At 39.7% G+C, this 17,769-nt stretch carries 17 protein-coding genes; 5 read left to right on the top strand and 12 right to left on the bottom strand.

Going from position 1 to position 17,769, the window contains the following annotated elements:
- The first annotated feature begins 11 nt into the window (after window positions 1–11).
- The 3 genes from ABD769_RS20935 to ABD769_RS20945 all read left to right on the top strand — a co-directional run bounded on the left by ABD769_RS20935 (window position 12) and on the right by ABD769_RS20945 (window position 2,622).
- Complete coding sequence (locus tag ABD769_RS20935) at window positions 12–590, top strand: RNA polymerase sigma factor (protein ID WP_187592447.1); 579 nt, start codon at window positions 12–14, stop codon at window positions 588–590.
- The gene (locus ABD769_RS20940) at window positions 583–1,884 is read left to right on the top strand and encodes a carboxypeptidase-like regulatory domain-containing protein (protein ID WP_344853311.1); all 1,302 of its coding nucleotides are present in this window, start codon (window positions 583–585) and stop codon (window positions 1,882–1,884) included. Before ABD769_RS20935 ends, ABD769_RS20940 begins: the two co-directional genes overlap by 8 nt.
- 99 nt (window positions 1,885–1,983) lie before the next feature.
- Window positions 1,984–2,622, top strand: coding sequence for an FMN-binding negative transcriptional regulator (locus tag ABD769_RS20945; RefSeq protein WP_344853312.1), 639 nt, complete (start codon window positions 1,984–1,986; stop codon window positions 2,620–2,622).
- A 292-nt stretch (window positions 2,623–2,914) separates the two neighbouring features.
- Here the strand turns inward: ABD769_RS20945 and ABD769_RS20950 are convergent, their stop codons facing one another.
- The 8 genes from ABD769_RS20950 to miaB form a co-directional block, all read right to left on the bottom strand.
- A complete protein-coding gene (locus ABD769_RS20950) occupies window positions 2,915–3,925 on the bottom strand; it encodes an inorganic phosphate transporter (protein ID WP_113951764.1) in 1,011 nt (336 codons plus the stop codon).
- A 12-nt stretch (window positions 3,926–3,937) separates the two neighbouring features.
- Window positions 3,938–4,579, bottom strand: a complete 642-nt coding sequence (locus tag ABD769_RS20955) for a DUF47 domain-containing protein (protein ID WP_025141776.1) — start codon at window positions 4,577–4,579, stop codon at window positions 3,938–3,940.
- Window positions 4,580–4,944: 365 nt separating this feature from the next.
- Window positions 4,945–5,970, bottom strand: coding sequence for a sensor histidine kinase (locus tag ABD769_RS20960; protein WP_344853313.1), 1,026 nt, complete (start codon window positions 5,968–5,970; stop codon window positions 4,945–4,947).
- A gap of 152 nt (window positions 5,971–6,122) precedes the next feature.
- A complete protein-coding gene (gene secG, locus ABD769_RS20965) occupies window positions 6,123–6,488 on the bottom strand; it encodes a preprotein translocase subunit SecG (protein WP_344853314.1) in 366 nt (121 codons plus the stop codon).
- Between the two features lie 16 nt (window positions 6,489–6,504).
- Window positions 6,505–7,599 carry a hypothetical protein gene (locus ABD769_RS20970; RefSeq protein ID WP_344853315.1) on the bottom strand — a complete coding sequence of 365 codons (1,095 nt, stop codon included), beginning with the start codon at window positions 7,597–7,599 and terminating at the stop codon, window positions 6,505–6,507.
- 74 nt (window positions 7,600–7,673) lie between these two features.
- Window positions 7,674–8,189, bottom strand: coding sequence for an LptE family protein (locus ABD769_RS20975; protein ID WP_344853316.1), 516 nt, complete (start codon window positions 8,187–8,189; stop codon window positions 7,674–7,676).
- Between the two features lie 67 nt (window positions 8,190–8,256).
- On the bottom strand, window positions 8,257–9,507 hold the full coding sequence (locus ABD769_RS20980; protein WP_344853317.1) for a sigma 54-interacting transcriptional regulator: 1,251 nt from the start codon (window positions 9,505–9,507) through the stop codon (window positions 8,257–8,259).
- A gap of 104 nt (window positions 9,508–9,611) precedes the next feature.
- Window positions 9,612–11,027 (bottom strand): tRNA (N6-isopentenyl adenosine(37)-C2)-methylthiotransferase MiaB, encoded by a 1,416-nt coding sequence (miaB, locus tag ABD769_RS20985; protein ID WP_344853318.1) that lies wholly within the window; start codon window positions 11,025–11,027, stop codon window positions 9,612–9,614.
- A gap of 862 nt (window positions 11,028–11,889) precedes the next feature.
- Between miaB and ABD769_RS20990 the strand changes: the two genes are divergently transcribed.
- Window positions 11,890–13,677, top strand: coding sequence for an AsmA family protein (locus ABD769_RS20990; RefSeq protein ID WP_344853319.1), 1,788 nt, complete (start codon window positions 11,890–11,892; stop codon window positions 13,675–13,677).
- Window positions 13,678–13,744: 67 nt separating this feature from the next.
- On the top strand, window positions 13,745–15,559 hold the full coding sequence (locus ABD769_RS20995) for a hypothetical protein (protein ID WP_344853320.1): 1,815 nt from the start codon (window positions 13,745–13,747) through the stop codon (window positions 15,557–15,559).
- 44 nt (window positions 15,560–15,603) lie between these two features.
- On the opposite strand, the gene ABD769_RS21000 is transcribed toward ABD769_RS20995, so the two are convergent.
- The 4 genes from ABD769_RS21000 to ABD769_RS21015 are packed head-to-tail and all read right to left on the bottom strand — an operon-like array spanning window position 15,604 to window position 17,751.
- On the bottom strand, window positions 15,604–15,969 hold the full coding sequence (locus ABD769_RS21000) for a response regulator (RefSeq protein WP_187592436.1): 366 nt from the start codon (window positions 15,967–15,969) through the stop codon (window positions 15,604–15,606).
- 19 nt (window positions 15,970–15,988) lie between these two features.
- Window positions 15,989–16,573, bottom strand: a complete 585-nt coding sequence (locus ABD769_RS21005; RefSeq protein WP_344853321.1) for a chemotaxis protein CheB — start codon at window positions 16,571–16,573, stop codon at window positions 15,989–15,991.
- Entirely contained in the window at window positions 16,558–17,376 is an 819-nt protein-coding gene (locus tag ABD769_RS21010; protein WP_344853322.1) for a CheR family methyltransferase, read from the bottom strand. The genes ABD769_RS21005 and ABD769_RS21010 overlap by 16 nt, the downstream gene beginning before the upstream one ends.
- 3 nt (window positions 17,377–17,379) lie before the next feature.
- The gene (locus ABD769_RS21015; protein WP_344853323.1) at window positions 17,380–17,751 is read right to left on the bottom strand and encodes a response regulator; all 372 of its coding nucleotides are present in this window, start codon (window positions 17,749–17,751) and stop codon (window positions 17,380–17,382) included.
- Between the last annotated feature and the right edge of the window lie 18 nt (window positions 17,752–17,769).

The raw sequence follows: 17,769 nt of genomic DNA on the forward strand, positions 1-17,769 counted from the left end.
CGACCCTTTTTTTGAGATTTATAAAAAACACAGCTGGAAACAACCAGCAGGATGATGCCAAATTGATTGCTGAGTATAAAAATACCGGCGACTTAGACGCATTGGGTACGCTTTACAATAAATACATGCACCTGGTTTTCGGGGTTTGCCTTAACTACTTTAAAGATGAAGAGCAGAGTAAAGATGCTGTAATGCAGATTTTCGAAGAACTGGTAACCAAATTAAAAGTACATGAGGTGCAGAATTTTAAAAGCTGGCTTCATGTTTTAACGCGGAATCATTGTTTAATGGCTCTGAGGAAATCTGCAAAGCAAAATAACGTTTCAATAGACGATACTTTTGTGGAAAACAGCGAGTTTGTGCATCTGGATATAGACAACACAAAAGAAACGCAGCTTACCATTATGGAAAAGTGTATGGAAACTTTGCCCGAAGAACAGCGAAAAAGCGTAGATTTATTTTATTTACAAGAAAAATGCTACAAAGAAGTGGCCGACATTACCGGTTACGACATGCTTAAAGTGAAAAGTTACATCCAGAACGGTAAGCGGAATTTAAAGATTTGTATAGAAAAAAATAGTGGTGAATAACGACTGGTTAGATATTGATGTGCTGGAAGATTACCTTGATGGTAAGCTTGATGCCAAAGCTATGCACTTTGTAGAAAGGCAGGCTTTGGAAGATCCTTTTGTGGCCGAAGCACTGGAAGGGCTAAAACAATCGCCAAAACGCAAACAAACACTTTCTATTTTACAAAAGCAGCTTTACGACCGTGTTTCGGAAAAACCAATAAAACGAAAACTTTGGGGCATTACTACGCAAAGGTTAAGTATTGCAGCAACCGCTACAGTTGCTTTTATTGCGGTGAGCATCTTATTTTTTATGCGCGAAACCAACAGAAGAAATGCAGAAAATGTTGCGCGTAAACAGGGCGGTGTAATGGTTCAATTAGATAGCACTACCGCAGTTGCTTCAAGTAAACTAAAACAAGATACTGCAGTACAAAGTGCAACTCGAACTGCTTTGGTAGATAAAGCTATAGCCGATGCGAAAAATACTGATCTGGCTAAAAATACCAAAATAAATACCATTGTACAACCAGCGCCACAAGAGATTGTTGCTGCAAAACCAACAATTGGTTACAACAGGGCAAAGGTAGCAAGCGCTGAAAACATGAACATTTACGCTGAAAAAGCAAAAGCAGATCAAAGTGTATTACGCGAAGTTAAAATTGCAGCGGCTCCAGCTATTGCATCCAATAAAATTGCATTTAGCGGTAATGTTGTCGATCAAAGCAATGGCCAACCCATTCAAGGGGCAGTGGTAAAACTGGCCGGCTCAAAAAACGTAACGGCTACGGATGCTAAAGGTTATTTTTATTTACCCGCCGATAGCAATGCTAAAGATAAAGACCTGCTGATTAATGCAATAGGCTTTAAAGAGGCGCCTGTAGTTGGCATACAGGATCCCAACGCCATTAAAAGCGCCTTAAGCGGAAATAAGTCATTAAATGAAATTGCTTTAATTACGGGATCTAACGGACAGAAGAAAGAGAATATTCCTGCGCCAAAAATCACACTCCGCGCAGAACAAAACCTGGATGGTAAAGCAACAGCCGAAATTACCAAACCTGTGCCGGTTTCGACGATAAACTATACGCAGTACCTGGAAAACAACAATAAACTTTATAACCCGAAAGGCCCTGAGCAATTTGTGATTTTAAGTTTCAAGGTTAAAAAGAACGGACGGCCTACCAACATCGCCGTTATAAAATCGCTCAACAATAAAGCTGATGCAGAAGCAGTCCGGCTAATTCAGGCTGGTCCGGATTGGGTATTGCCCAAAAATGGAACTGATTTAGTAGAAATCAGCGTTAAGTTTTAAAAGGTTCTTCTTTTAAATAGATTCTATAAGATTGCTTTCTCGAAAAAATCGGAACATGCTTTCTTTCCTTTTCAGTAATGACGATATAGTTGAAATATCATGTATAAACTCCCACATTTTACAGTTCATAATCAGGATGAAGTTCTTGAATTTATGCACCAGAACAATTTTGTAACCCTAATCGGTTTCGATGGCGAATATCCTGTGGCTACACAAGTGCCGGTTAAAACGATAATAGATGGAGAATCGATTAAACTCATTGGCCATATCATGACCAAAACCGATCATTACAAAGCTTTTGAGCAAAACCCGAAGGTAATGGCCATTTTTACAGGTGCACATGCTTATGTAAGTGCTTCTGTTTACGAAACCCCTGCTGTTGCATCAACATGGAATTATAAAACGGTTCAGGCCAAAGGTACCATCAGGCTTATGGATTCAGAAGAAACCTATCAGGTAATTAAAGAATTGACCAATAAGTACGAAAGTCCGGAAACAAGTCCGGCTGCATTTAACAAAATGGATGAGGACTATATCCAGAAACATTTAAAGGCGATTACCGGTTTCGAAGTTTTGGTAAATCATATCGATCATGTTTTCAAAATGAGCCAGAACCATTCTGTCAAAAACCAGGAAAGTATCGTCTCAAATTTAGAGAAAAGCGAAGATGTATTGGCGCAAGAAGTAGCAAAGGAAATGAGCAAATCAATGAAAGATTCTTCACTACGTTCAGAATGACAGAAGAGTTGACGCGTAACTTATATATGGTCCCCGTCATCTCGAGCGGAGTGAAACGTAGTCGAGAGATCTATCCAGGCAGATCTCTCCGTTTCGCTTTGCTTCAGTCGAGATGACGACTTTTTGTTGGAGGATGTTAATGGTAGCCCAAATGACGCCTTTTCCCCGTTCTCCTCTGTGTAAAACTCAATGCCCTCTGTGGTAAACCTATCAGCCTTTCCGGTAAAAACGCCAAACAAAAAAGACCAAAGCTAATGCCTTGGTCTTTTGAGTATATAAAAGGATTTTGTTTTTACTTTAAGTAATAGATTATAGCGTAAATAATCGCGGCAAGCGTAGCCGAAACCGGAATGGTTAAAATCCATGCCCAGATTAAGTTGATGGTTACGCCCCAACGTACTGCCGAAACACTTTTTACCACACCTACCCCTACAATCGACCCCGTAATGGTGTGCGTTGTAGAAACCGGGATACCGAAATGCTCGGTAATACCCAATGTAATGGCACCGGCACCTTCAGCAGCAACACCTTCTAAGGCAGTTACCTTTGTGATTTTAGATCCCATGGTTTTAACAATTTTCCAGCCACCGCTCATGGTTCCCAATGAGATTGCCGAATAACAGCAAATTGGCACCCATGCAGGCATCGATTCGAAGTTAGGGATAACTTTAGCTGCAATTAAAGCCGTGGCGATAATACCCATTACTTTTTGTGCATCGTTACCACCATGAAAGAAACTCAACGCAGCAGACGATATTAATTGAAGGCGTTTAAACCATTTCTCTGCTGTAGCAGGTTTGGCATGGCGACAAATGTTTATAATAATTAATGTTAAAACAACTGAAATTACCATACCGATGATTGGAGCGAGTACGATAAAAGATACGATTTTAACAACATAACCCATTTCTACCGCAGCAAGAGGACTAGCACCGATTAACAAGGCGTGCGTCATACCTGCACCGGCAAAACCACCAATTAATGTGTGTGATGAACTGGAAGGGATACCATACCACCAGGTTAAAAGATTCCAGATGATTGCAGCAATTAAACCTGCCAGAATAACCTCAAGGGTAATATAATTTTCGATTACAGTTTTAGCAACTGTGTTGGCTACTTTGTGATCGGTAAAATAAAAGTAAGCAGCAAAGTTGAATAATGCAGCCCACAAAACCGCCTGAAAAGGCGTAAGAACTTTTGTAGAAACAACTGTTGCAATCGAGTTAGCGGCATCGTGAAAGCCGTTAATGTAATCGAAAGCAATAGCCAGAATTACAACAACAACCAATAAGGTAGTTACCATGTTTGTTTTTTATTAAGCGTTTTTAACCAAGATAGTTTCAAGCACATTCGCCACATCCTCACATTTATCTGTCGCTTTTTCTATCGTTTGTAAAACCTCTTTTTGTTTAATTAATTCAATCGCATTGGTTTCGTATTCAAACAAACGGGCAACCGCTAAGGTGAATACGTAATCTGCCTGGTTTTCGCCGCTATTGATTCGGATACAAGCATCAGCAATTACACGGATATTTTTAAAACTGCGTAATTCTTTAATGGCTTTATCAATATCTGTACACATTTCTACCAACAGCTCAGCGATTTTAACAATCGGCTCATTAATGGTATTCATATTGTACATTTGCATGCGGTTTGCCGTTCCGTAAATATAATCGGCAACATCATCAACAGCAGTAGCCAGTTGGTGAATATCCTCTCTATCAAATGGAGTAATAAAGTTCCTGCTCAGCTCCAGAAAGATAGAATGGGTAATATCATCACCAACGTGTTCTAAGCGTTCAATCTCTTTAAAAATTGTTTTTCTGCTTTCAGCATCACCTGTGCTAACCATTTCTAAAAGGGTTTCAGCAATTTTTAATGCATTGCTACCAGCTTGTTCGAAAAGTGGGTGAAACTTTCTGTCCTGAGGCGTAAAGAACTTAAAAATATTGTTCATGTTAATTTTTAATATGGTACAAAGCTACAAGCCCAATGTTAAGTTAATGTTAATTCATTAATTATATTAAGAAATTATTACCTGTTTTCGTCACATTTTATTGCTTTCAACTTTCTTTTAGGTATTTGATAATGAAATGGATAAAGGTTTAAGAAAATAATAACGCTGGTTTTAGAAACGCTTGAAGAGAATATAACAACGCTTGAAGTGATTCATGGGGATACGAACCATGGCTTTTGAATATTAGCTACGGATGCACGGATTAACACGATTTCATCTGTGCATCCTTTTTAGCTGTGGTTAATTTATTTATATCACGGCGCGTTTGAAGACCTTCTCTGTTTCTTCGGTGGTAGAAAAGCCTGTTATCCTCCCTTTTGCAGTGTAAATGCGAAGGTAGTACCGATCCCTGGTGTACTTCTAACCGAAATAGTTTGTTGATGAGCTTCTAAAATGTGTTTCACAATCGCCAGGCCTAAACCTGTACCGCCAACTTCTCTTGCCCTATGGGTATCGATGCGATAAAAACGCTCAAATAAGCGCAACAGGTGTTTTTCTTCAATTCCGATACCATTATCAGTAACTTCAATCAATACCTGATCGTGGAGTTCGAAAATTTTGATGGCTGTTTCTCCCCCATCAATACCATATTTAATGCTGTTTACAATCAGGTTGATCAGTACCTGCCTTACCTTTTCCCTATCGGCCGAAACAGGCGTAATTGCCGTGTACTTATCTTTAAAAAAAAGTTTAATGTGTTTCGCCTGTGCCCGGTCTTCGAGGTTTTCCATTACCTCTTTAGCTAACTGCACAAAATCGAATTTTTGGTAATTAATGGGCGATTCGCCGGTTTCGAGCTTAGAGATCACATCCAGATCGTTGATCAGGTAACTTAAACGCTCCACATTGTTTTCGGCTTTTTTTAAAAACAGAACGGCCTGATCAGGATCATCGACCAAACAATCCTGCAGGGTTTCGATGTAGCCCTGTATGGCAAAAAGCGGGGTCTTAAATTCGTGTGATACATTGGAAAGAAATTCCCTTCTAAACTGTTCCTGTTTTTTTAACAGATCTATCTCCTTTTTCTTTGCTCCGGCCCATTCTTTCACTTCATTTTCCACATCATTAATCGGATCGGAGCTTACATATTCGCCAAGCGCATCCTTTAAATCTTTACCGAGTTTAAGGTTATGGATCAGCTTATAAATCAGTTTGATTTTGGTATAAATATATTTCTCGAGCAGGTAATAAAAAACGAGAAAACTGCATAGAAAAGATACTCCAAAAGAAATGGCCAGGTAATACCAGCTATGCTGAAAATAAAAATTAACCATCCCGATGGATAAGCCAACGGCAAGAGCAGTAAATAAAACCAGCACACTTAATTTCATGCTGCAATTTAAAGTTTTTATGTTAAATGTGTGTTAACAGAACTTATGGATTCGCGATAAGCCCTGATGATTAATCCAACAGGAATAACCACACCATAAACAAAAAAAGCTTTCCTTTTTGAGGAAAGCTTTTAAAATAAGTTAATTACAAATTATTTCTTTGTTGAATCGCTTTGAGCCGGAGCAGGGGCTGGTGCCGGTTTAGTGTTGTTTAAACTTCCGCCAATTGGAGATGGTGATGGCGTTTTATCTAAACGTTCCTGAATGGCTGAGTTTCCAACTGCTGCAGAACCACCGCTTGTTTTGGCAATTGTAGTAACAGCAAGGGTTAACACCACAATTGCAGTTAACAATACCCACGATCCTTTTTCTAAAACATCGCCGGTACGTTGTACACCAAACATGTTACTGGTGCCACCGCCTGTAGCTAAACCTCCACCTTTAGGATTTTGTATTAAAACAAATAAGCCTAAGGCTACACACGCAATAATTAATAAAATGATTAAAAAGGTTACCATGGTAATATTATATTTTTTAAAATTTCTTTTCTATAGATTGGATAAGGTCGGCAAAGTAACGGCTTTTTTCCGGATATTTCAAACTTAATTTTTTATAAGTATCTATGGCTTTGTGATAAAGCATCTGCTCGATATAAATTTTGGCTAAAGTTTCCGAAACGAGGTCGTAATTGTCTTCTGCGCTCTTCTTGGCCTTATTCTCAGTATCAATCTGCTCAGGCTTTGGCGGCTTAATTGTGGGATCTTCTTTTAAAAAGCGCTCAATAATTTCTGCACCTTTAGCATCTTTAACTTCGGCAGCAGGATATTCGGCCAAATGATCTGCCACCTCGAAAGGGGTCTGGATATGGAAAATGTGCTCCACATACTGTTGCTGAAACTCAGCCCGCTCCTGCTGTTGATTGTTTTGTGGCTGTGGTTTTACTGAACCTTGTTTAGTTGGCGCATAAGGCTGAAAAATCTGCTCGTGCTCTTTGCGGGTTTTGGCCAGCCACCATAAAAAGGTGTAAGGAAGTTTATCGTCGTTATATTGCGAAACAAAACTTTGTTCCGGATCATCGGGTACTACGGTTTCTATTTTGGGCACTTCAGTTACTACATCAGTGCTCAGTTTTTGCTCAAATGCAAAAAAGTCAATCGAAGCTGCGCTTTCTATAAATGAATCGTCTACCGCAGGTAAATCTGTTAATTTATCGGTTCCCGGAAGGTTATCCGGCGTTTCTACCGAAGGAACATCTTTACTTTTTATTTTATCAACCTCTTCAACAACCTCCTGCTCATCATTATTATCTTCGGCAGCAATCTCATTTACCTCCGCTTCATGCACTTCTTCAGTTAAGAGAGTCTGGTTTTCAATTTCAGGTTCATTTGCTTCTTCTAAAACTTCCTCTTCATCCCGAACCGGAACCATATTTAACACATGAAACAAAACATGGCCCTGACCATACAAAGCTGCCTTTGGCACAAATGATGCGTTGACCTTGGCCAAAAGTAAATGGATGGGCTGTGAATAAGGAAATTGCTGAACCATATCCTGCAACATGGACGCATGCTCTGGCTTAACCTTTCCAGGTTGCGCAAGTAAATCTGCCAGTAGCTTTTTGTTATCCATTATCGGGGTTTGCCGCTAAGTTAAAAAAATGTATGCGGGTTTTTAAAATTTTGTCGCTTACAATCCTGCTTTGTTTACCATTGTGCAAAGGCACGGTTAAAAATATCCTCTGATAACTGCTTGTTAATGTTCTCGATAGCACCTGGCAACAGGGTTTGGATTGGTGCACCATTGATCGGGAAATCGAAAAATTTGGTAAAGCTTTCTTCAAAACTTTCTTTTTCGTGTTCTTTCAGGTTGTTTTTATACTTTACCGAAACGGTAATGGTTAACCTGTTTGCGCCCGAAGTTGGCGTAGCACTGTTTTGAAGGGCAACAGGTTTAATGTCGTAACCGGTTATTTTGCCTTCAAATGAGGCTTCACCTTCGCCGGTTGGCGAAATAATCAGTTTGGTTTGATTCCGGATCCTGGTTTTTAACGATTCGGTAATCTGGTTGCTCAATGTAGGGACCACTAGCGGCGCATTATTTTCGAATACACGCACCACCACTGTTTTTAAGCCTGTGGTAGAGGCTCCGCTGAATTTATAAGAGCAGGCACTTAAAACCGAAGTAACAAGGATTAAGGCTAATATTTTAATTTTCATCATGAAAGATACGATCTAAATTATGGGAAACGTGCTTTGGGTGAGAACTGATATAAGCAGATTGAATAAATTATAAATTTAATTCTTTGATTTTTCTGTACAAGGTACGTTCTGATATCCCCAGTTCCTGAGCTGCAAATTTGCGTTTGCCTTTATGTTTTTTTAATGCTTTTTTAATCAGATCAGATTCTTTATCAACCAGCGACAGTGATTCTTCAATCTCCTCTGCTTCGTGCGCAAAATAATCGTTATTGTTATTACTATTATTTACGTTGTTATTTGCAGGCGTTGGATGCTGAATGGTAAAAGCATGCTCCTGCCCAACAGGCAATTCAACATCACGATACAATTGATTGATATACTGAGGATTATCTGCTAAAACTGTAGCCGTATTTCCCCCGTGCTGAATAATTTCGGCAACAAGTTTTTTAAGCTCAACCATATCCTTTTTCATATCAAAAAGCACTTTATACAAAATATCACGCTCTGTAAAGTCTTCTTTCGATTGCGAATTAATCGTCATCGGCAAATTACTGCCTGCCTCATTAGGGATATAGTTTAAAATGGCCTGACCGGTAACATTACGGTCTTTTTCCAGCACACAGATTTGCTCGGCAATATTTTTTAACTGACGTACGTTTCCCGGCCAGCTGTAATTGGTTAAAATCTGAATGGCATCGGGCTCCAGGTGTAAAGCCGGACTGCGGTATTTATCGCTAAAATCTGCAGCAAATTTCCTGAACAATAGGTAAATATCTTCTTTACGCTCTTGTAAAGGCGGAATCCGTAATGGAACGGTATTTAACCTGTAATATAAATCCTCACGGAATTTTCCGTTTTTAACACGGTTATATACATCAACGTTTGTTGCAGCAATAATGCGGACATCAGTTTTTTGTACTTTAGATGAACCTACACGCAAATATTCGCCGCTTTCTAAAATACGCAATAAACGGGCTTGTGTACCTAAAGGCAGCTCGGCTACCTCATCTAAAAAGATGGTACCGCCATTTGCCACCTCAAAATATCCTTTACGGGCTTCGTGTGCACCGGTAAATGATCCTTTTTCGTGACCAAAAAGTTCAGAATCTATCGTTCCTTCGGGAATGGCACCACAGTTTACCGCAATAAAAGCACCGTGTTTACGGGCGCTCATTTGGTGGATAATCTGCGAGAAAACCTCTTTACCACTACCACTTTCGCCTGTAATTAGCACCGACATATCAGTTGGCGCTACCTGGCTTGCAATATCTATGGCACGGTTAAGTAAAGGCGAATTGCCAATTATCCCGAACCGCTGTTTAATATTTTGTGTATCCATTCTTTAGTATCAAGTTCCTATCTTTAGTATCAAGTACCTAGTATTAAGACGGGATTATTTCAGATTAAGTTCGCTTTCTGCTTTGGTCTTTTAGCTTTAGGCTGCTAAACTATTCTTCCGATCAGCGTAGCTGAAGTACATTTTTCTATAAACACATTTGCGTATTCACCAGGTTTAACGCCTTCAATTGCAGGGAAAATTGCCATTGCGCCGCTATCGCCCCTTCCGCAATAATCAAGATCTGATTTTTTAGAAGTACCTTCAATCAACACACGAACGGTTTTTCCTACCCACTCTTGCAAACGCATTAATGAATGTGCCTGTTGTTTGGCCAAAATCTCGGCTAAACGGCGTTTTTTCACTTCTTCCGGAATATCATCTTCCAGTTTACGGGCCGCTAAAGTTCCCGGTCTTTCTGAGTAAGTAAAGTTATAGGCAAAATCATATTGTACATAATCCATCATGCTCAAGGTTTCCTGGTGCTCCTCTTCGGTTTCGGTACAGAAACCTGCGATAATATCAGTAGAAATTGCGCAACCCGGGATAATGTTACGGATGGCATCAATGCGGTTAATGTACCACTCGCGGGTATAAGTCCTGTTCATTAACTCCAATACACGGGTATTTCCGGATTGAACCGGCAGGTGAATGTAGTTACAGATGTTATCGTATTTGGCGATGGTATATAAAACCTCGTCGGTAATATCTTTTGGATGTGAAGTAGAGAAACGTACCCTTAAATCAGGGCTCACCAAAGCAGTTTGTGCTAAAAGTTGGGCAAAATTTACGGTTTCAGTACCATCTTCTGATGTCCAGGTGTAAGAATCTACATTCTGACCTAAAAGGGTAACCTCACGGTAGCCAGCTTCGAACAGCCCTTTTGCTTCTTCTACAATCGAATGGGCATCGCGGCTACGTTCGCGGCCACGGGTAAAAGGCACCACGCAGAAAGAACACATGTTATTACAGCCGCGTGTGATGGAAATAAATGCGGTAATGCCATTGCTGTTTAAACGCACCGGACTGATATCAGCATAAGTTTCTTCGCGTGATAACAGCACATTAACGGCTTTATGTCCGCTTTCTACCTGCTCAATTAAATTAGGGAGATCGCGGTAAGCATCAGGCCCAACCACTACATCAACCAAACGCTCTTCTTCTAAAAATTTAGATTTTAAGCGTTCGGCCATACAGCCTAAAACCCCAACAATTAATTTAGGGTTACGGCGTTTTTCTACCCCAAACTGCGATAAACGGTTACGTACCCTGGTTTCAGCATTTTCGCGGATAGAGCAGGTATTAATAAAGATTACATCTGCCTGATGGTAATCGCCGGTGGTTTCAAATCCTGTTTCCGAAAGAATAGAAGCAACAATCTCGCTATCAGCAAAATTCATGGCGCAACCATAACTTTCGATGTATAATTTACGGGCATCGGCTTTTACTGGTGTATCTAAAATTAAAGCCTCACCTTGTCTGGCCTCATCGTGCGTCTTATCTGGAACTTGTAAATCAATCATTATTTAAAAACATTTTGGGGATTGCAAAAATACATAAATTTAATTAAAAGTGACAATTTGACATATTTTGTTTAAATGTTTACAGTGGGATTATGATCTGCGGTTAGCATAGTTATATTTTCTTAATCATAAATCTGCTATATTGTTTTTTTGGAAATGTAGGGTTCCATGCCAATGGTGGCTGCAGCCCCGCCCCCGCTTCTGCCCCAATTGAAAAAATTGTGGCATCCCGCTACGGTCGGGTTTACATTACAGCTGTTCTTGCAGCTATGAGGGGTATCCAAGCCACAAGCCTAACCAAACTAGCCCTTGGCGAAGCGGTAGCCTGCAGGCAGGAAGAACGATGGCCGAAGCGTACAAGCGAAGCAAAGAAAAAAACGCTGTTACTTATACTGCACCTGCGCTCCAAAACAATATACAGCTCTTTTTTTTGAAAATGCTGGGTTCCCTGCCAATGGTCGGCAACTGCCCCGCCCCCGCTTCTGCCCCAATTGAAAATTGTGGCATCCCGCTACGGTCGGGTTTACGTTAAAGCTGTTCTTGCAGCTATGAGGGGTATTCCTGCCACAAGCCTAACCAAATTAGCCCTTGGCGAAGCGGTACCCTGCAGGCAGGAGGAACGACGGCCGAAGCGTACAAGCGAAGCAAAGGAACAAACGCTGTTACCTGTACTGCCCCTGCGCTCCAAAAACCTTTCAATTTAACAACCCTAAAAGGCAACAACCAACCTACAACTAGAAGTGAACTTTCGTTATTCATAATTCTGTGCATTAAGATTGCTTCGTCGTTCCTCCTTGCAATGACGATGAACGGAAAAAACCTTTCTCCCTCCCATCTGTTACCTATCGATAAGCCACTAATAATGACAGCTCAACGAAAACACAAAATCTGGACCTGGATAGGAAGTATATTCGGCATACTGATATTAATTGTAGCATTTGGTGCCATGTTTTTGAGCGCCAGGTGGAAACCCATCCTGACCGATAAAATTAAAGATGGTGTTTATAACGGTTCTCATCATTTGTACCGGATCGATTTTAAAAGCATTAACCTGAATGTAATTACAGGTAGTTTGGCCTTACGCGATGTTACGTTAACACCAGACACTTCGGTTTTCGACAGCCTGAAGAAATTAAAGCTCGCACCCGCCCACACTTTTGAACTTAAATTAAAAAAACTGCAGATTACCAGGGTTGGAATACTAACGGCTTACTTTAAAAAACGCATTGATGTAAAGGAAATCCTTTTGCAGCAACCCTCTATCAACATGATTTTTAATAAGGTTGCTAAGAAACCTGATACCATAAAAGACGAAAAATCACTTTACGAGCAGATTTCGAAAAGCTTTAAATCGGTACACGTTAAAAGCATTAAAATTGTGGATGCAGATTTCGACTACATCAATAAAACTGCGGCTAAAAAAACCAAAAATTCCATCAAACACCTTGACATTACCGTGAACGACTTTTTACTGGATTCACTTTCGGGTAATGATACCAGCCGGTTTTATTACACTAAAGATGTATCTTTTCAGCTGGCCGGCTATAAATCGGTTACCAAAGATAAAATGTACTCGATGAGGGTTGATACGATTAAAGGCTCCACTTCATCGAAAAAAATAACGATTAAGGGTTTTAAACTTACCCCGCTATATGATGAACTGACTTTTGCCCGTAAATATAAGGTACAGAAAGACCGTTACAATTTGGGTTTTGAAAAGATAGAATTTAACGGAGTAGATTTTTTGGGCTTGAATACCGATCAGCAGTTGCATGCGAAATCGTTAAGGATTGGTCCTGCAAGTGTTGAAGTATTTATGAGCCGTGAATCGCCACCGCCGCCGGGTTTTGATAAAGGCCAGAACTATCCGCACCTGGCGCTGAAAAGGTTAAACATTCCAACCTTAATTGATACGGTAAAACTGAGCAATGTAAACGTAAAATATTCGGAATTTAACCCGGCGAGCAAAAAAACCGGCTCTGTAAATTTTAAGGCCCTTACCGGAAACATCTTAAATATAACCAATGACAGCCTGCAGCTTACCAAAAAGAACCATGCTGTGGCTGATTTGAATACGCTTTTAATGGGTACGGGTAAACTGAACGTAAAACTCGATTTTAACCTTACAGATAACAATGGTGCTTTCAGTTACAGCGGAAACCTGGGTAAATTTGACCTTAAAAACCTGAATCCGCTCTCAAAAGCGCTTGGATTGGTCGAAATAGAAAGCGGAAATATACAACACATTGATTTTAAGGCAAATGGAAATTTAAGATCGGCAGCAGGATCGATGAACATGTTGTACACCGATTTAAAAGTTAAATTGCTGTCGGATAATATTGATGGACAGGGCACCAAGGAAAAAGGATTTTTATCTTTTCTGGCGAATGCGATTCTGGTTAAAAATGAAAACCCGCAAAAGGGTGAAGCACCAAGAACAGCAACGATGACCAATAGCAGAATTAATTCGGCATCGTTTTTTAACCTGATGTGGAAGACCGTTTTTGTAGGCATAAAAGATATTGTTGGTGTGGGCATAGTGCCCGAAAAAAATCCGGTAAAGCAGCAAAAAGTAATTGCAAAAAAAATAAGGGAACAAAAACGTGCCGACAGGAAAGCGGCAAGAAAAGCGAGAAGGGAAAAAAACTAAGCGCACATTTCTGTAATTTATGTTATAAGCGTATATTGCTGATAAAAACACAGCCTACCCTTTTTTAATGCCTGATACAAAAAGATACCGTTATAAAGTTTTGAAATGGATTGCGGGTACCTTAACCGGTATTTTTATCGTACTCGCGGGTTTAACCTGGTTTTTAAATATAAAATCGCGGCCAATATTAACCGATAGAATAAAAACACTCCTTTATAAATCGACCGATAGTTTATATACCATTAGCTTTACAAAAGTATCAACCAATGTGGTTACTGGTAATGCCACTTTACAAAATGTAAAAATAACCCCTGACACCAACCGTTTTAAACAGCTTATTGCTTTAAAAAGGGCACCAAACAATCTTTACACGGTTTCTTTAAAAAAACTGGTGGTAAAACATTTCCATCCTTTAACCCTTTACCGCGAAAAAAAGCTGCAGCTGGAAGAGATTATTTTTGATAAACCGGAGGTAACGATGGTTAACCGGCAGTTCGCATTTAACGAGGGGCGTGCGCCAAGGCCGATTAAATCGCCTTATGATATCATTTCCAAAAACCTGAAAGAGTTTAGCATTAAAACCATCCGTTTTAAAGATGTAAGCTTTAAATATGTGAATAAAAATGTGCCCAATTCTGTACCATTCGATATTGATGACCTTAACATTACCTTAACCGATTTACTGGTAGATTCTACCTCTGCCGATGATCCCAGCCGTTTTTACCTGCTTAAGGATATTGTAATTAACCTGAATAACTATGTGTACCATACACCAGATAAAATGTACGATATCAAGCTAGATCAGCTTGATTTTAGGGCCACCACAGGTAAACTGAGGATTAACAGCTTTGCGCTGGTTCCGCTTTATGATGAAATGAAATTCGGCAAGGTAGCAGGTTATGCGAGGGAACGTTTTGATATTGGCATGCGCGATATTATGCTCAACGGCATAGACTTACCGCTTTACATCAGCAAACAGGAGCTCTGGGCAAAAGAAATGGCCATTTCTAATGGTTTTATATCTGTTTTTAACCAAAACGGACTCCCGAACAAACCCCAGGAAAATAAGATAGGCAAATTTCCTCATCAGCTTTTACAGCTACTTAAAGCACCAATACTGGTACAGAAAATCCAGCTGAAAGATGTAAATGTAAATTATTCGGTTTTTAACAGCGAAAGTAACCAGAGGGGCCGCATCAGTTTTGAAAATACATCAGGAATTATAAAAAACGCCACCAATCTTGATAATATTAAAGCCATAAACCCAATTATGGAGGTTAACCTGAATACTTATTTATTTGGCCAGGGAAAACTTGATGTGAACTTTAAATTTAACCTTACTGCTAAAGATGGTGCGTTTTCTTATAACGGGGTTTTACATAATTTTAACGCAAGGGTTTTAAACCAGATTACCAAACCACTTGGCCTGGTGCGCATTAACCGAGGAAACGTTGATCAATTGAAATTCGATTTTAAAGCAAATGATTTGGGTGCAAAAGGCAAGGTAGCTTTTTCTTATTACGACCTTTCTGTGGCATTGATGAAGAACGACCCTGAAAAAGACCACCTGGTTACCCGTGGTTTTCTTTCATTTCTGGCCAACGCGCTCATTATTAAATCAGAAAACCCAGGTGCCGATGGAAAATTGGTTGCAGTAAATGTTAATTATAGCAGGCCATCAAATACCTCATTCTTTAATTTGATCTGGAGGAGCCTGTTTACAGGCATAAAATACAGCATTGGTATTACCGAAGAAAAACAGAAGGAAGTGCAGCAACACATTGCCCGTTTCAGGGCCATGCGGGCCAGCCATAATTTACGGGTGCAAAAAAGATTAGAACGCCGTTTGAAAAAAGAACGTGAAGAAAATGAAAAGCGATAATTTAATAACGATCTTTCGCTACCACCTACTTAGCAAACCACAGGCTAGCTTAAATGTTTTTTCACAATTTCTTCAAGCGCAGCAATATCAAAAGGTTTAGATAAATAACTATCCGCACCAGCTTCGTCTGCCAGTGAAGAAATATCATTATTTGCTGAAAAATAAATTACGGGGATATGTTTTAAATCAGGATGGCTTTTTAATGCCCTGGTAGCTTGTATTCCACCTAAATCAGGCAGCCAGTTATCCATAAAAATCAGGTCGGGCATATACTCCGCTACCTGTTTTTCTATATTATTGGCATTTTCAGATGTTTTTATTTCGTACCCGGCATCTTCCAAAATAAATGTACATAGATCAAGGATATCCCTGTTATCATCAAAAACAAATACTTTTTTTGCAACTGTCATATTAACCTCCGAAAGCAAATTAATTGTTTAAATTATTTATAAAATCAGCCATATCATAACTGTCCAATACTACATGCGGTTTTACATTAAGTACCGCCTGCTGGGGCATATACGGCATGATGGCAGTATTTGGATTTTGTATAACCACTTTACCCCCATAATTGTTTACACTTTTTAATCCTTCTACTCCATCGGCATTTGAACCCGAGAGCAAAATACATACAACTTTCTCTCTAAAAACCTCAGCAGCTGATTGAAAGGTAACATCGATAGAGGGCCGCGAGTAATTTACTTTTTCCGAATAATCTAAAGAAATGCTATGGTCATCTTCTATTAACATGTGATAATCTGCAGGGGCAATAAAAACTTTTCCGGCGGTTAAAAGCTCTTTTTCTTCGGCCTCACCAACTTTTAATGTAGTACGGCTTTGCAGCAAATCCGTTAGTAATGATTCGTTACTGGCCTTGCGGTGCACAATCAGTACAATCGGGAAACTGATGTTGCTCTGTAGCGCAGGAAAAATTTCGAGCAGTACATCTAAACTGCCCGCAGAACCACCGATAACCAATGCTTCACATGGAATAGAACTTACAGTTTCCGCCATATCTTCTCCATTTTAACGCGTTTATACTCTTTGGCTTTTGGCCAAAACTCCAGACTTTCCTTACTCCCCAGGGCAAGGTAACCTAATTTTTCTATGCTTCCGTCAAACAGGTTAAATACTTTGTGCTGCAGTTCTTTATCGAAATAGATTAATACATTTCTGCATAAAATAAGCTGAAATTCGTTAAACGAATGATCAGAAACCAGATTATGCGTAGAAAAGATCATTTTACTGTTCAAAGTTTCGTCAAATTTGGCCAGCGAATAGTTTGCAGTGTAATAGCTGGAAAACTCTTTTAAACCGCCTGATTGCAGGTAATTTTCGGAATACTGTTTCAGGTAATTTAGCGGAAACATGCCTTTTTTTGCCTTATCCAGCACAGATGGATTAATATCTGTGGCATATATCAGCGATTTATTAAGCAGATTGAGTTCTTTTAATACAATGGCGAGCGAATAAGCTTCTTCACCGGTAGAGCAACCTGCCACCCAGATTCTGATAAACGGATAAGTCCCCAAAACCGGGAGTACATCGTTCCTCAAAGCCCTGTAAAAAGAAGGATCGCGGAACATTTCGGTCACATTAACCGTAATTTCTTCTAAAAACCGCTTAAAATACTGTTTATCTGATTTAATGGTGTAGCGGAACTCGGCAAAGCTTACAAAATTATCGAGCGCGTAAAGACGGCTAATCCTCCTTTTTATTGATGCATGCGAATATTCAAGAAAATCATAACCGTGAGTTTCCAGCACATCATTTAACAGGATTTCAACCTGGTCGTTATCTATCGCATCACCTATCACCTGTTATTTTGTAAAATTTTCTATCTGTAACAATAATTCATCAACATTTATCGGTTTTGAAACGTAGCCTGAAGCGCCGGCAGATAAGCAACGTTCTTTATCGCCAACCATGGCCTGTGCGGTTACGGCCAGTACCGGTATATTCTGCATTCTGGCCGATTTTTTCATAACTGAAATGGCCTGGTAACCATCCATATCGGGCATCATCATATCCATTAACACAATGGCAACGTTATCGTGCTTTTCCATAATAGAAAAACCTTCCTGTGCACTTATAGCAGATAAACAATCAAAACCTTTGGCCTTTAGAACAGCTTTTAAGGCAAAAATGTTTCGGTTATCATCATCAATTATGAGAATTAATTTTTGAGGCATAGTTTAATAAAAATGGGG

It is taken from the genome of Pedobacter jeongneungensis (genome assembly GCF_039538295.1).
GTDB classification, from domain to species: Bacteria; Bacteroidota; Bacteroidia; order Sphingobacteriales; family Sphingobacteriaceae; genus Pedobacter; species Pedobacter jeongneungensis.